This window comes from Cognatishimia sp. F0-27 (genome assembly GCF_020667845.1).
GTDB lineage: Bacteria > Pseudomonadota > Alphaproteobacteria > Rhodobacterales > Rhodobacteraceae > JAFMPQ01.
This window is the reverse complement of record NZ_JAFMPQ010000005.1, coordinates 19,687-33,951: the sequence shown is the minus strand read 5'-3', so window position 1 is coordinate 33,951 and position 14,265 is coordinate 19,687. Positions and strand designations below refer to the sequence as shown.

Here is a 14,265-nt window from a genome sequence, read left to right as displayed (position 1 = left end):
GGTGTACGGCAAAGACCTCGGCCTATGCACGCGATGACCGGGAGCCGAAAGCGCCCCCGTGCATGCATGGCGGGCGTCGGTCTCGCGCCGATGAAGGCACTTTTCCGAGATGGTTTAGACATTCTGGCTCTACCGATCCGCACATGACATGATTGGCTCCGTCACGTGTCTCAGGCAGGCCATGGGTCGGCAAGCACCCTTCCCGTCGGTCGCCTGATGTCATGCGCGCTTCGGGACGCGTTGATTGTCATGCTCCGTGGATGCCGGCCAGTCTGAGGGGTCTGCTTGCGCGGCTGTCGCTTGTTGCGGCGCGCCGAATTCAAACCGTGTGACCAATTGCGCAAGCGTGTTGGCATCCGATTTCAGCATATGAACGGCAGCCGTGGCCTCTTCGACCATGGCAGCGTTTTTCTGGGTCACCTGGTCCAGATTGGACACGCCGACATTGATTTCGTTGAGCCCTTGCGCTTGCTCTTCGGCTCCTTGTGCGATCCCTGCCACAAGATTGGAAATCTCTCCGACCTGCGAGACAACTTCTTCCAATGCGCTCCCTGCCCGCTCGACCAACCGAACGCCATCGCTGATCTTTTCCGACGAGCCGGAGATCAGGTCCTTGATCTGTTGTGCCGCATCTGAACTGCGCTGCGCCAATGCCCGCACCTCTGCGGCAACAACCGCGAAGCCCTTGCCCGACTCGCCCGCGCGGGCCGCTTCGACACCGGCGTTCAAAGCCAGAAGGTTGGTTTGAAACGCAATATCGTCGATCACCGAGATAATTTCGCCGATCTGGTCCGAAGAAGCTTCGATATCCGACATCGCGGACACCGCCGCTTGCATCACTTCGCCATTCCGGGACGCCATGCTGCGGGCATCCCGCACAACGCGATCCGCGTCGGCGGCACTTTTGGCCGCATCACGGACCCCGGTCAGCATGGCCTCCAGCGCCGCGGCCGTTTGCTCGAGCGTAGCGGCTTGTGTTTCCGTCCGTCGGGACAGATCGTCAGAGGCAGAGGCAATTTCATCCGAGCCATTCCGAATGCTTTGAGCGCTTTCATTCACGTTCGCAATCGCATCCGCGAGACTGTCGGTCGCGCGATTGTAGTTTTCGCGCAAGGTCTCGTATTCATCTGGAAATGGCGCATCAAGACGGGACGAGAGACATCCCTCCGCAAGCATTGTCAGCGCATCGCTCAACCGATCAACCACACTGCTTTGGGCTTCGGCATGTCGGGCACGTGCTTCTTCGGCATCACGCCCTGTCTGCAACTGGACGACCAATTCCTTGAGTTTCCGAGCGATCCCGCCAAGTTCATCTTTGCGGACTGCCATCGGAATTTCCGCGTCGTAGTTACCTTGGGAAACGGTTTCAATCGCGCTCGCAAGCCTCTTGAGCGGATTTCCAAGCATCCGGCGCAGAACCCACATGGTCACGATCGACATTGCTGCAAACAAGACAAACCCCGTCGCCACCATGGTCATTTTGGGGGCCCACACCGCCGCAAGCGCATCGTCGGCGCTCATCGAGAGGGCAAATGCGCCGATGGCGGGGCTCTCGTCAGACGGTTTTATCGGAAAAGCGACGCTCATCCCGTCCTCTGAATAGGCTGGCGTCCCTTGCTCGATCACCTGCCCCGCGAGCTCCGTGAGGCGCGCGCTGACATCGGCGCGGATTGCCTCGTTGGCATAGACTTCACCGGATTGGGACAACACCAGTCCTCCCCGGAATCCGTCACCCATGGCGCCTTCTGCGTCGTCAATGACCTCGAGGATCTTGGGCACGGCCCCGAAGCGCACCGGCGCCAAGGCGGCCTGCGCCTTGAGATCGGCCGTCTTGGCGGTTTGCTCCATGACGCCTTGTTTGGCCAGCCCATCCACGAGACTTATCGCCTGAAAGGCCATCGCGCCTGCGACAACCAGCGTTGTGACCGCCATCAGCCCCGCCACCTTGAGAAACATCGAATGCAGACGCGTGGACATTCCGCGATCACCCGCGGTCGATGGATCGATGTCAAAATCCTGTGTGTCGCTCATCTGAAATATGCCTTCATTGCTCAGGAAGAACCGGCCAGGGCCGTCACAGAAGCGCGTCAGCCAGCACACCAACCGTGATCGCGCCGATCACTTTGCCACTTTCATCGACAACGGGCATGGAGATCTGCGCCTGAAAGCTCTGGCTGGACTCGTCAAACTCCACGTCACTGAAATGCACGGCATCCGGACCGATGGCGTAGGTCTGCTGAAATTTCGCCTCGTCGCCCTGCCAATAGTCGGAGGTGACACCGGAAGCCGCGACATTCAGGCCCATGGAATCCATGATGAAGATTTCGGTGATCGCCCCACCGGACAGAGCAACCTGCTGACGCAGGAATTCCGAGGCGGGGTTATTCATGACCGCGTCGATCAGGGGGGTCGAACCAGTGCCGACCTGCGCACGCCACTGCTGGTCAAGCGCATCGATCTGCGAAGCATCGTAGCCAGCCGTCTGTGTATTCTGTGCGGCGATTGCCTGCACGATTTCGGGGGCCGCGACCCAAGAAGCAAGGTTCTGCTCCATGTAGCCGCGCATGGCGGCGGAATAATCGACGGCAAAAGCGGCGGTGGCGGTGAACATTGCGGCCATCCCGGCCAGGGCTGTCTTGATACGCATGAACTCGGTTCCTTCGGTACAGTTTCGGATGCGCAGAAGCCTATTGCCGGGGCGCTTACGGGCTCGTTAACATCCACGGTTTGCAAAGAATTGTTCGCAGTATCCGCTGAAAGCGACATTTCGTCGTTTTCCGAGCAGACCACGCCGTCGCTTCATTCGATCCTAATTTTATGCAAGACGACCGCAGTGCCTTTGTGCGTGTATTGCGCACCATCGGGGCTCGCCGGGGAAAATCAGCCCGGGGAAGACCGTGACTCGCGACTGAAGACATGCCGCGATTTACCGATCTTTTGCCCAGGGAGCTTTTCCCATGACAGTGCTCACTCCCCGTCGTTCCGGTGGCCGCGCCGCACGTGTTGCCGCCCGCGCGCGCCCTCTGCCGACAAAACCCGTCAATCCCGGTCAGCGGGGCGGCACTCTGGCGCCGCTCAAGGCAAGCGATCTCGACCGGCTTCATCATGCCGCGCTCGACGCCCTGGCCGAGATCGGCCTGGCTGATGCCCCCCCTTCCGGTATCGCGATCATGACAGAGGCCGGCGCCACCCTTGGGTCGGACGGTCGCCTGCGCTTTCCGCCGGCGCTGGTCGAGGACATGCTCGCAATCGCCAACCGAACAGTGACGCTCCGCGGTCGGGATCCGGTGCACGATCTCGATCTGAGCGGCACACGGGTCCATTACGGCACGGCCGGTGCGGCGGTCCATATGGTTGAGCCCGAAACCGACACCTATCGCGACAGCACGCTGGCCGATCTGCATGACGCCGCGCGTATTGCCGACACGCTCGACAACATTCATTTCCTGCAACGCCCGATCGTCGCGCGCGACGTGGAGGGCATGCTCGCTCTCGATCTCAACACGCTCTATGCGTGTTGCACGGGCACCACCAAACATGTCGGCACGTCGTTTTGCGAGCCTGCATCCGTCGGCCCGGCGCTGGAACTTCTGCACATGATCGCGGGTTCTGAAACGGCCTGGCGCGAGCGGCCTTTCGTGTCCAACTCCAACTGTTTCGTCGTTCCGCCGATGAAATTCGCGACCGAGAGCTGCGAGGTGATGGAAGCCTGCATCCGGGGCGGGATGCCCGTTTTGCTGCTCTCCGCGGGACAAGCCGGGGCCACCGCGCCCGCCACCCTCGCCGGGGCCATCGTGCAGGCGGTGGCGGAATGCCTTGCCGGTCTGGTCTATGTCAATGCCTTGGCACCCGGACATCCGGCGATCTTCGGGACATGGCCCTTCGTATCGGACCTGCGCACCGGTGCGATGTCTGGCGGATCAGGCGAACAGGCTCTGCTCACCGCGGGCTGCGCCCAGATGCATGCCTATTACGGGCTGCCCGGAGGCGCAGCCGCCGGGATCGCCGACAGCAAACGCCCGGACATGCAGGCCGGCTGGGAACAGATGTGCTCGAACGTAATGGCCGGTCTGTCCGGTTTGAACATGGTATACGAAGCCGCGGGCATGCATGCGTCGCTTCTGGGGTTCTGCCACGAAAGCCTGATCCTCGGAAATGACCTCATCGGTCAGGCCCTGCGCTGCGTGCGTGGGATCGAGGTCAGCGATGACACGCTCGACCTCACGCCCATGCGCGAGACCTGTCTTGGCGGCCCCGGCCATTATCTGGGCTCGGAGCAGACCCTCTCGCGTATGCAAAGCGACTATGTCTACCCGACACTGGGCGACCGGTCTTCCCCAAAGGAATGGGAAGAGAATGGCAAGCCGGACCTCATCGCCAATGCCCGGGCGCTCAAACACGCCATTCTGAACACACCAAGCCGAGCCCGATTGGCACCGGACGTCGATGCCGCGATCCGCGCGCGCTTCCCGATCCAACTCGACCCGCCTGATCCGGTGTGTCAGGAGGCCCCGGCCCAGGCGTGATGGCTCGACCTTTGCGCCTGGCCCATGCACAGTCAGGCGCAGCACATCCCAGCGGAGCCCATCCCGATGCCCTATCTGATCCTCGCCTGCGCCGTTCTGGCCGAAACCATCGGCACGTCGGCGCTTCAGGCAAGTCAGCAATTCACACGTCTCGTGCCAAGCGTGATCGTGATCGTCGCCTACGGGGCCGCGTTCTACCTTCTGGCACTTGCATTGCGACATTTCCCGGTGGGCATCGCCTATGCCATGTGGTCCGGGCTCGGCGTGGTCTTCATCTCGATCATCGGGCTGGTCGTCTTCGGCCAGAAACTTGACCTGCCCGCGCTCCTTGGGTTGGGGTTGATCATTGCCGGGATCATCGTGATCAACGTCTTTTCGAATACCGCCCAGCACTGACACGCGCTGCACCGCCACGGCGCGGCAAGCGGCGCGCGGCTGCGCATAGCCCCGTGCAAGAGCGCCACACCGCCGCTGTGTCGCATTGGGCTCTGGTCTTTTGGCGCGCAGGGCTGTAGGGCCGCGCCAACCCTTCCCTATCCGAGCGACATAACTCATGGACCTGCGCAATATCGCAATCATCGCCCACGTCGACCACGGCAAGACAACCCTTGTCGACGAGCTTCTCAAACAGTCGGGCGCCTTCCGCGCCAATCAGGCCGTGGCCGAACGCGCGATGGACAGCAACGACCTCGAACGCGAGCGCGGGATCACCATCTTTGCCAAGCCAACCAGCGTCGAATGGAAAGACACCCGCATCAACATCGTCGACACGCCCGGCCACGCAGATTTCGGCGGCGAGGTGGAGCGGATCCTGTCGATGGTGGATGGCGTCGTGTTGCTTGTGGATGCGGCCGAAGGCCCGATGCCGCAGACGAAATTCGTCACCTCCAAGGCGCTGGCGCTTGGTCTGCGGCCTATCGTGGTGCTCAACAAGGTCGACAAGCCCGATGCAGAGCCAGACCGTGCGCTTGACGAGTGTTTTGACCTGTTTGCATCGCTTGACGCAGACGAGGACCAGCTCGATTTTCCGCATCTCTATGCGTCCGGCCGTTCCGGCTGGGCCGACCCCGAGCTTGACGGCCCGCGCAAGGACCTCTCTGCGCTGTTCAACCTGATCGCGAACCACGTTCCCGCCCCAAAGCAGCTCAAGAAAAAAGACGACGACTTCCGCATGCTCGCCACAACGCTGGGCGCAGATGCGTTTGTCGGGCGTATCCTCACAGGGCGCGTGGAGTCGGGCCGGATCAAGGTCGGTGCCACGGTGCAGGCGCTGAGCCGGATCGGTCAGAAGATCGAGCAGTTCCGGGTCACCAAGATCCAGGCCTTCCGCGGCCTCAACATGGCCGATATCGAAGAGGCCGTTGCCGGTGATATCGTGAGCCTTGCGGGCATGTCCAAGGCCACCGTGGCCGACACGATCTGCGCGCTTGCCGTCGAAGACCCTCTGGAAGCACAGCCCATTGATCCGCCGACGATCACGGTCACCTTCGGCATCAATGACAGCCCGCTAGCCGGTCGTGATGGCAAGAAGGTTCAGTCCCGCGTCATTCGCGAACGGCTCTACAAGGAAGCCGAAAGCAATGTCGCCATCAAGATCGCAGACACCCCCGGAGGCGAAGCCTTCGAGGTCTCCGGCCGTGGGGAATTGCAGATGGGCGTTCTGATAGAGAACATGCGCCGCGAAGGGTTCGAGCTGTCGATTTCGCGCCCGCAAGTGATCATGCGCGAAGACAATGGCACTTTGATGGAGCCGATCGAGGAAGCCACGATTGACGTGGATGACGAGTATTCCGGCGCCGTGATCGAAAAACTCACCGGCGCGCGCAAGGGCGAGCTGGCTGAAATGCGCCCGGCCGGGGCCGGCAAGACGCGGATCATCGCGCATGTGCCATCACGCGGCCTGATCGGCTATCATGGCGAGTTCCTGACCGACACGCGCGGCACCGGCGTTCTGAACCGGGTTTTCCACGGTTGGGCGCCACACAAGGGAGAAATTCCCGGGCGTCGCGCCGGTGTGCTGATCTCGATGGAGAATGGCGAGGCCGTGGCCTACGCGCTCTGGAACCTCGAAGACCGTGGCAAGATGATGATTGGCGCACAAGCCAAGGTCTATCAGGGGATGATTATTGGCGAGCACAGCCGCGAGAACGACCTTGAGGTGAACCCGCTCAAGGGAAAGAAGCTGACCAATGTGCGCGCCTCAGGGACCGACGAGGCGGTGCGCCTGACCACGCCAATCACCTTGTCGCTCGAAGAGGCCATCGCCTATATCAACGATGACGAACTGGTCGAGGTTACGCCGAATGCCATCCGCCTGCGCAAACGGTATCTCGATCCGCATGAGCGAAAGCGCGCCGCGCGTGGCGTGTAACGCTATCCCAACGCCTACAGCTATACAGACGTGAAACAGGGCGACCCGGCAGGGTCGCCCTTTTGCGTCAGCGCATGCGCGCGGCATGAACCCGGACATCGGCGACCGGTTTGCGTTTGGGTCCGGATACCCACGCCGCAACTCATCCAGGACATCAGGAAACAAATGCAATGCCTTGTTTCCATTATGGAAACAATCGTTTCCAAAAAGGAAAAGGCGCGGGAACCGACCCCGCGCCTTTTCATGGCAGTCTATGATGTCTCGACTTAGTCGTGAACGCAGGGCGCCTTGCGCGCGACGTAATGGCCGGGCGTCTTCAGGTGCTTGTGCTCTTTGTAGACAGCAGGGTAATGCACTTTGATCATCTGGCCGTGCTTGTGCTGCCACTCGCTGTGAGCGGCCATGACAAGGGTCTTAGACGTGGTGTACTTCGCTGGCACCCACACCTTGTCGTAACAGGCCACAACTTGACCTTCCCATGCGAACGCGGGCGCCGCAAAGGCCGAAGCTGCGAGGATCGCACCGGCAAGAACTTTCTTCATGATCTATCTCCCAAGACAGTTTTCAAAAGGGTAACGGTAGCTTAGCCAACTGAATTGCGAATGGGCGACAGGAATTCCGGACTTGCTGCGTAGTTTTTCGCACAAACCGTGCATTTTCTAGGGCAGCACCGGCAATGTGTGCCCACAATGCCATAATTTGGCCGCAATTTCCGAACAATCAGCCTGATTTAACGTTTCCGCCAGCGGGAAAATTCTCACAATAACGAGAAATAGCATGACTTATCAACAGACTGAAGCGATCGTCGCACGAATCGCTTTAAGTCTGAAAGCCTCGGATTCGGTCATACGCGAGGCTCCGCCAATGGGGTGGTTTGGTTGCGCGAAAAGGTGCCGAAACTCCGAACGGGGATCATCGCGCCGGATGCACCGGGTCACCCAATCGCAGAAGGCCGCCCTGCTCCACGCGCGCGCACCAACCGCCGTGGCCCCGCATTGCATTGTAGCCGCCCGGTCCCAAGTCTCGTTCCATGCGTGAACATGGCGCACAAGGCGCGGTGATCTCCAACACGACCGATCCGATACGGATCCCGAATTCCCTGAGCGCTGTCAGATTGATACCGGATACAACGATGTTCCGTCGCAGCAACTCGGGCGCCAACACCTCGCGCCCGATCAGCGACGCAATCGCCGGGAGATGCTCCGCTTGGATCAGGGTCAGCGCGCGTTTGCCCGCGCGGCTGTGATCGCCGACCAGACCGGTTTCGGCGACCACGCCCTCTGCCACGGACTCCAACGGCGCCAGACGCTCCGGACGGACACCGATCCAGTCGATCCGCCCCGGACCGGGAAAGCTCCGCCGCAGCTCGGCAAGCGACCGCATCAGATGTCGTCGATCTCCACGACCATCAATTCGCGCTCCGATGCGCCACGCGCATGGTCCAGCGCCGCCTGGTAGGCATCGGATTCGTAACAGGCGACGGCCGCCTCCACAGAGGGAAAGCGCGCCACGACATTGCGCGGTCGCTCCTTGCCCTCAAGCTGCACGAACCGTCCGCCCCGCGCGAGAAACGTGCCACCATGCGCAGCGATCGCGGGCCCCGCCAGCTTGGCATAAGCCCCGTATGCATCCGCATCGGTCACGGTCACATGTGCAATCCAGAGTGCTGGCATTTATCCCTCCATCACGGCCTCAGCCGCCTTGATCGCGGCAGCGGCGTTGCTCACATCCTTGCCACCGCCTTGCGCCATATCTGCACGGCCGCCCCCGCCCTTGCCGCCAAGTTCGGCCACGGCGGCGCGCACCAGATCCACGGCAGAAACCGTTCCGGTCAGGTCGTCCGTCACACCGGCAGCCACGGCGGCCTTGCCCCCCGCATCCGCAATCAGCAACACGACACCGGACCCGATCCGCGCCTTGTGTTCATCAATTAGCGGTGGCAGGTCCTTGCCCGTCACCCCTTGGAGAACCTGAGCAACAAAGGGCATGCCATTGATTTGACGGGTTTCCCCGCCTGAGACGGCATCTGTCGCACTGCCGGACATGGCAAGCTGGCGGCGCAGTTGCGCCACCTCGCCCGCAAGCGCCTTGCGCTCGTCCAGCAACGCCTTGATCCGTGCGGGTGTCTCCGACCCACCGGTTTTCACAAGCCCCTCGATCTCCGACAGCGAAGCATCCCGCGCACGCAGGTTGGCGAGCGCCGCGTCACCGGTGAGCGCCTCGATCCGACGGACGCCGGCACTGCTTGCGGTTTCGGAAAGCAACGTGAACAGGCCGATATCGCCGGTCTGGCGCACATGTGTTCCGCCGCAGAGTTCCAGCGAATATGTCTGGCCGTCGCTGCCCTTGCCCGAGCCTTTCTGTTGACCCATTGAGACGACACGCACCTCGTCTCCGTATTTCTCGCCAAAAAGAGCCTGGGCGCCGATGGCACGCGCGTCATCCGGTGTCATGATCCGTGTGGAAACCGTGCTGTTCTGTCGGATATAGGCGTTGACCTCCTGCTCCACCCGGCGGGTTTCCTCAGGGCTGAGCGCCTTGGCATGGCTGAAGTCGAAGCGCAGCCGATCCGGCGCGTTCAGGGAGCCCCGCTGGGCCACGTGGTCGCCGAGCGCGCGCCGAAGGGCCTCATGCAGCAAATGCGTCGCCGAGTGATTGGCCCGGATGGCGGAGCGGCGCCCGTGATCCACTTCGAGCTGCAGGGCGTCTGCAACCGCAAAGCGCCCCGCGGTCACCGTGACCTGATGCGCGATGAGTTTGCCGTCGCCCATCTTCTGGGTATCCGTGACGGTCGCTATGTCATCTTCGTTTTCAAGGCGGCGCAGCCATCCGGTATCCCCCACCTGGCCGCCGGATTCCCCGTAAAACGGCGTCTGGTTGAGGATCACCCACCCGCTTTCACCGGCCGCAAGCGCCTCCACAGCCGCCCCGTCATGCACCAGGGCGAGCACCTGGCCCTCGGCGATTTCCGTGTCATAGCCGAGGAAATCCGTGGCGCCATGGGTTTCAAGAAGGTCGAACCAGATCGCGAGATCTGCGGACTCCCCCGAACCGGCCCAGGCCGCGCGGGCCTTGGCTTTCTGTTCTGCCATGGCGCTGTCAAAACCGGCGGTATCCACCGAGCGGTCGCGCTCACGCAGGGCGTCCTGCGTCAGATCGAGCGGAAAGCCGAACGTGTCATACAGCTTGAACGCCGTCTCGCCGGGCAGTTCCGCATCGTCCGGCAGCTTCGAAAGCGCGTCGTCGAGAAGCTTGAGGCCACGATCCAGCGTCTGTTTGAACCGGGTTTCCTCGAGATGCAGCGTTTCCTCGATCAGTGGCTGTGCCCGTCCCAACTCGGGATAAGCCGCACCCATCTGGCGCACAAGCGCCGGCACAAGCTTGTGCATCACCGGGTCGGCGGCACCCAGCATGTGCGCATGGCGCATCGCGCGCCGCATGATCCGGCGCAGCACGTAGCCGCGCCCGTCATTGCTCGGCATCACCCCGTCGGCGATCAGAAAGGAGGTGGAGCGCAGATGATCCGCGATAACGCGATGATGGGTCTTGCCCGGACCATCCGGGTCGGTCGATGTGACATCCGCCGACGCTTCGATCAAGGATCGAATGAGGTCCGTTGCGTAGTTGTCATTGGTGCCTTGCAACAAGGCAGCAACGCGCTCGATCCCCATGCCGGTGTCGATGCTCTGCGCCGCGAGTTCCTTGCGGCTGCCATCTTCGAACTGCTCGAATTGCATGAAGACGAGGTTCCAGATCTCGACGAACCGGTCCCCGTCCTCTTCCGGTGTTCCCGGAGGACCGCCCCAGTATTTCTCGCCATGGTCAAAGAAGATCTCGGTGCATGGGCCACAGGGGCCCGTCGGTCCCATCATCCAGAAATTGTCATTGGTCGCGATCCGAATGATCCGGTCTTCTGGAACCCCGGTCTTTTTCCAGATCTCCACCGCCTCGTCATCGGTGTGATACACCGTCACCAAAAGACGCTCCGGCGTGATGTCGAGCTCCTTGGTCACCATCTCCCACGCGAAGGGAATGGCGTCGGACTTGAAGTAGTCGCCAAAGGAAAAGTTGCCCATCATCTCGAAGAATGTGTGATGGCGCGCCGTGTACCCGACATTGTCCAGGTCATTGTGCTTGCCGCCCGCGCGCACACATTTTTGCGCGGTGGTCGCGCGTTTGTAGTCGCGGGTCTCGACGCCGGTGAACAGGTTCTTGAACTGGACCATTCCGGAATTTGCGAACATCAGCGTCGGATCGTTGCGTGGAACCAGCGGGCTCGACGGGACAACCGCATGGCCTTGTTTTTCGAAATAGTTCAGGAAGCTCGACCGGATGTCGTTCAGCGTGGGCATGGTTTGGCCTCTTTGCAGGTGTCGGCGGCAAGTGTTTGCGAGCGGGTGTATCGCCCTCGTTGCACGCTGTCCATGCTCACCACGCCGATCGACCGATCCTCGGGGCGGAAATGAAAAACGGAGCCCTCGCGGGGGCTCCGTTCCTGGCCGTTAAGTCAGGGTCTGCGGGTCGGGCGCACAGCGCTTGCCGCCGCACGACGCGCGTTAACTTTCCATAACGTCGCCATCGTCAGCGCCTTCCGGCATATCGAATTCGAGCCCATGCGCCGCGCGGATCTTGTCTTCGATCTCGTAAGCGATCGTCTTGTTTTCGCGCAGGAATGTCTTGGCGTTCTCGCGCCCCTGGCCGATCCGCTCATCGCCATAGGAATACCAGGCCCCGGATTTCTCGACGACACCGGCCTTGACGCCAAGGTCGAGCAGCTCGCCATTCTTGGAGATCCCTTCCCCGTACATGATGTCGAACTCGACCTGCTTGAATGGCGGCGCAACCTTGTTCTTGACCACTTTCACGCGCGTCGCGTTGCCGACGACCTCGTCGCGATCCTTGATCGCTCCGATGCGGCGGATATCGAGCCGGACCGAGGAGTAGAATTTCAGCGCGTTACCACCCGTGGTGGTCTCCGGAGAGCCGAACATCACGCCGATCTTCATGCGGATCTGGTTGATGAAGATCACCATGCAGTTCGACCGGGAGATCGACCCGGTCAGTTTGCGCATGGCCTGGCTCATCAGGCGCGCGTGAACCCCGACGGAGCTGTCGCCCATGTCGCCTTCAAGCTCTGATTTGGGCGTGAGAGCCGCAACCGAATCCACGACAACCATGTTCACGGCGCCGGACCGAACGAGCGTATCCGTTATTTCAAGCGCCTGTTCACCCGTATCGGGCTGCGAGATGAGCAATTCATCGAGGTCGACACCGAGTTTCCGGGCATATTGCGGATCGAGCGCGTGTTCAGCATCCACAAATGCGCAAACCCCGCCCTTCTTTTGCTCTTCCGCCACGCAGTGCAGCGTCAGCGTTGTCTTGCCCGAGCTCTCCGGTCCGTAGATCTCGACGATCCGCCCCTTGGGCAAACCGCCGATCCCAAGCGCGATATCAAGACCGAGCGACCCGGTCGACGTCGCTTCGATATCGTTGAGCTTGTTGTCGCCTCCAAGCTTCATGATGGACCCTTTGCCGAACTGTCGTTCGATCTGGGCCAAGGCGCTGTCCAGCGCCTTTTGTTTGTCCGCGTTGCGCTTGTTATCCATGCTCAGAAGATCTGCCGTTGCCATGAGGTCTGACCCTTATTTCATACCCGTGAGGGAGCGTCTATCGCCGGTTTTGTTCTTAACTTGTTCTCAACTGTTTGAGACCAAAACAAGAACAATTCAAGTGAATTCTTTGCGTATTCAGCCTGACAAGAACTGGTTAAGCAAAGGTTTAGGCCGTCAGTTAACGCGTCAAGAGGTTGAAAATGCTGGTGTTCTATCCGCAGAGACTGGTTTTCCTGGCCGTTCCAAAGACCGGCACAACCGCCTATGCCGCGGCGTTGGCGCCTCATGCATCCATGGTGATCACCGGTCCGCCCACCCTGAAACACGCACCGCTCTACCGTTATAATCGGTTCTTCCGGCCCATGTTCGACAAGATTGGGGGCGACTCGCTGGAGCTTTTGGCGGTGATCCGCGAGCCCATTGACTGGCTGCGGTCCTGGTACCGGTATCGGCAACGAAGCGCTGTGCGGGGGACGCCCAACTCCACCGAGCACCTTAGCTTCGAGCAGTTTTGCGGCGCTTACCTCGAAGAGGAGCGGCCCGCATTTGCGGATGTTGGCGCACAAGCGAAATTCCTTGAGCCGCGCCCAAATGGCGTATGCGTGAACACGCTCTATCGGTATGAAAACCAGGTCGCGCTTCAAGACTTTTTGCGCAGTCGGCTTGGTGTCGACGTCTCCATCCCGGTTCACAACCCGCCCTGCCAGGAATGTCCGGCGCTTTCACCAAGCATGCAAACCAAGCTCAAGCGGCACTTGGCGGAGGATTATGCGCTCTGGCACCGCGCTCTGTGACCCAACGCGCCGGTCTCCTTGCGCGATCGTTTTCACTGGTATCAAGGGCATCATCGGCTCCCGAAGCAGCGTATTGCTTGTCGTGCTGTGGTTTTGTCTGTCGTGCCGCACTGGCCAACCAGTGCAGCGATGCAGGAAACAGCTACGGCGATCGGTGTGGTCGGTGCAGCCCTTTTGCGGAGCGCGGGATTCGATGGCGATGTTCATTGCCCTGATCGCCAAATCACACGTCATCCGATTGCTGGTCCGCCTCGCCGATGGCGTAACTGCAATGCATGTTCAGGATCACAGGCAACGGTTGCCGCCTACACCGGTCCAGACCCCGCTGATATCGCCGGCTTATTTCTGATTTGGCACTCTACCATGACGTCACGACCCAGCGTGCCCGGTGCTTTCTTGAACGTCGGATCCCTGTCTTTCGTCCCTCTGACGGACTTCGTTCGGAGAATCGACAACCGGTCGAGCGCATCAATCTGCCGACCCGGCGATGATTGACCTCTTGGCGGATCTCCTTGAACTCGTTCGTCGAACATGGGTTTCCGCCTGTGATCAGGGTGAAATGCGATTGTTATTTGACCTGCGCGAGCGTGACCGGATCGGACTGCCCCATACAACCAGCAAGGCGGCTGCGAAACGCGCGCAATCGGCCTGTGCACGGGCTCGCAACGACACAATCGATGCGCTGCGAAGAAGGCTCTGTTCTTCAAAAAAACCCGATCTCATGGAATTCAGCCTGCGAAAACTAGGGGCCTTTTGCAAACCGTTGTCTCCTGCCGGTGGATCCGGGCGTTTCGTCGGCGTCGATCCAGCGCTTTGGCGCGGTCAATATCCTCATTCGACACCACATCCGCATCTTCATGGGTCGCGATCCATTTCTTCAGCATTGAGTTGCCAAAACCCAGATCGTCAGCCACCGGTTTGCGGCGGCACACTTCTGGCCAGCGCGATACTTTTCAGCTGTT

Annotated in this window: 11 protein-coding genes; 4 read left to right on the top strand and 7 right to left on the bottom strand. The window is 60.9% G+C overall.

Features of this window, described 5'->3' with window-relative positions; translation table 11 throughout:
- Positions 1–219: 219 nt before the first annotated feature.
- Both J1C49_RS04355 and J1C49_RS04350 read right to left on the bottom strand, forming a co-directional pair.
- Positions 220–2,031 carry a methyl-accepting chemotaxis protein gene (locus tag J1C49_RS04355; protein ID WP_227444585.1) on the bottom strand — a complete coding sequence of 604 codons (1,812 nt, stop codon included), beginning with the start codon at positions 2,029–2,031 and terminating at the stop codon, positions 220–222.
- A gap of 43 nt (positions 2,032–2,074) precedes the next feature.
- Positions 2,075–2,647, bottom strand: coding sequence for a cache domain-containing protein (locus J1C49_RS04350; RefSeq protein WP_227444584.1), 573 nt, complete (start codon positions 2,645–2,647; stop codon positions 2,075–2,077).
- 310 nt (positions 2,648–2,957) lie between these two features.
- Here J1C49_RS04350 and J1C49_RS04345 point away from each other — a divergent pair, with 310 nt between their 5' ends.
- The 3 genes from J1C49_RS04345 to typA all read left to right on the top strand — a co-directional run bounded on the left by J1C49_RS04345 (position 2,958) and on the right by typA (position 6,897).
- Positions 2,958–4,526 (top strand): trimethylamine methyltransferase family protein, encoded by a 1,569-nt coding sequence (locus J1C49_RS04345; RefSeq protein ID WP_227444583.1) that lies wholly within the window; start codon positions 2,958–2,960, stop codon positions 4,524–4,526.
- Between the two features lie 66 nt (positions 4,527–4,592).
- Complete coding sequence (locus tag J1C49_RS04340; protein ID WP_227444582.1) at positions 4,593–4,922, top strand: SMR family transporter; 330 nt, start codon at positions 4,593–4,595, stop codon at positions 4,920–4,922.
- Positions 4,923–5,079: 157 nt separating this feature from the next.
- Positions 5,080–6,897 carry a translational GTPase TypA gene (typA, locus tag J1C49_RS04335; protein ID WP_227444581.1) on the top strand — a complete coding sequence of 606 codons (1,818 nt, stop codon included), beginning with the start codon at positions 5,080–5,082 and terminating at the stop codon, positions 6,895–6,897.
- Between the two features lie 266 nt (positions 6,898–7,163).
- Here typA and J1C49_RS04330 read toward each other — a convergent pair whose 3' ends face one another.
- The 5 genes from J1C49_RS04330 to recA form a co-directional block, all read right to left on the bottom strand.
- Positions 7,164–7,439, bottom strand: a complete 276-nt coding sequence (locus tag J1C49_RS04330) for a hypothetical protein (protein WP_227444580.1) — start codon at positions 7,437–7,439, stop codon at positions 7,164–7,166.
- 370 nt (positions 7,440–7,809) lie between these two features.
- Complete coding sequence (locus tag J1C49_RS04325; protein WP_227444579.1) at positions 7,810–8,280, bottom strand: MOSC domain-containing protein; 471 nt, start codon at positions 8,278–8,280, stop codon at positions 7,810–7,812.
- Entirely contained in the window at positions 8,280–8,570 is a 291-nt protein-coding gene (locus J1C49_RS04320; RefSeq protein WP_227444578.1) for a DUF1330 domain-containing protein, read from the bottom strand. The genes J1C49_RS04325 and J1C49_RS04320 overlap by 1 nt, the downstream gene beginning before the upstream one ends.
- Entirely contained in the window at positions 8,571–11,249 is a 2,679-nt protein-coding gene (gene alaS, locus J1C49_RS04315) for an alanine--tRNA ligase (RefSeq protein WP_227444577.1), read from the bottom strand. It abuts the gene before it with no gap.
- A 204-nt stretch (positions 11,250–11,453) separates the two neighbouring features.
- Positions 11,454–12,527: a recombinase RecA gene (gene recA / locus J1C49_RS04310; RefSeq protein WP_227444576.1), complete on the bottom strand. Its 1,074-nt coding sequence runs from the start codon at positions 12,525–12,527 to the stop codon at positions 11,454–11,456.
- Between the two features lie 182 nt (positions 12,528–12,709).
- On the opposite strand from recA, the gene J1C49_RS04305 reads away from it, so the two are divergent.
- Positions 12,710–13,303, top strand: a complete 594-nt coding sequence (locus J1C49_RS04305; RefSeq protein WP_227444575.1) for a gamma-glutamyl kinase — start codon at positions 12,710–12,712, stop codon at positions 13,301–13,303.
- Positions 13,304–14,265: the final 962 nt, after the last annotated feature.

Coding starts and splice junctions, on each gene's coding strand:
- J1C49_RS04355 (WP_227444585.1), bottom strand. CDS start 2,031: ATGAGCGACACACAGGATTTTGACATCGATCCATCGACCGCGGGTGAT.
- J1C49_RS04350 (WP_227444584.1), bottom strand. CDS start 2,647: ATGCGTATCAAGACAGCCCTGGCCGGGATGGCCGCAATGTTCACCGCC.
- J1C49_RS04345 (WP_227444583.1), top strand. CDS start 2,958: ATGACAGTGCTCACTCCCCGTCGTTCCGGTGGCCGCGCCGCACGTGTT.
- J1C49_RS04340 (WP_227444582.1), top strand. CDS start 4,593: ATGCCCTATCTGATCCTCGCCTGCGCCGTTCTGGCCGAAACCATCGGC.
- typA (WP_227444581.1), top strand. CDS start 5,080: ATGGACCTGCGCAATATCGCAATCATCGCCCACGTCGACCACGGCAAG.
- J1C49_RS04330 (WP_227444580.1), bottom strand. CDS start 7,439: ATGAAGAAAGTTCTTGCCGGTGCGATCCTCGCAGCTTCGGCCTTTGCG.
- J1C49_RS04325 (WP_227444579.1), bottom strand. CDS start 8,280: ATGCGGTCGCTTGCCGAGCTGCGGCGGAGCTTTCCCGGTCCGGGGCGG.
- J1C49_RS04320 (WP_227444578.1), bottom strand. CDS start 8,570: ATGCCAGCACTCTGGATTGCACATGTGACCGTGACCGATGCGGATGCA.
- alaS (WP_227444577.1), bottom strand. CDS start 11,249: ATGCCCACGCTGAACGACATCCGGTCGAGCTTCCTGAACTATTTCGAA.
- recA (WP_227444576.1), bottom strand. CDS start 12,527: ATGGCAACGGCAGATCTTCTGAGCATGGATAACAAGCGCAACGCGGAC.
- J1C49_RS04305 (WP_227444575.1), top strand. CDS start 12,710: ATGCTGGTGTTCTATCCGCAGAGACTGGTTTTCCTGGCCGTTCCAAAG.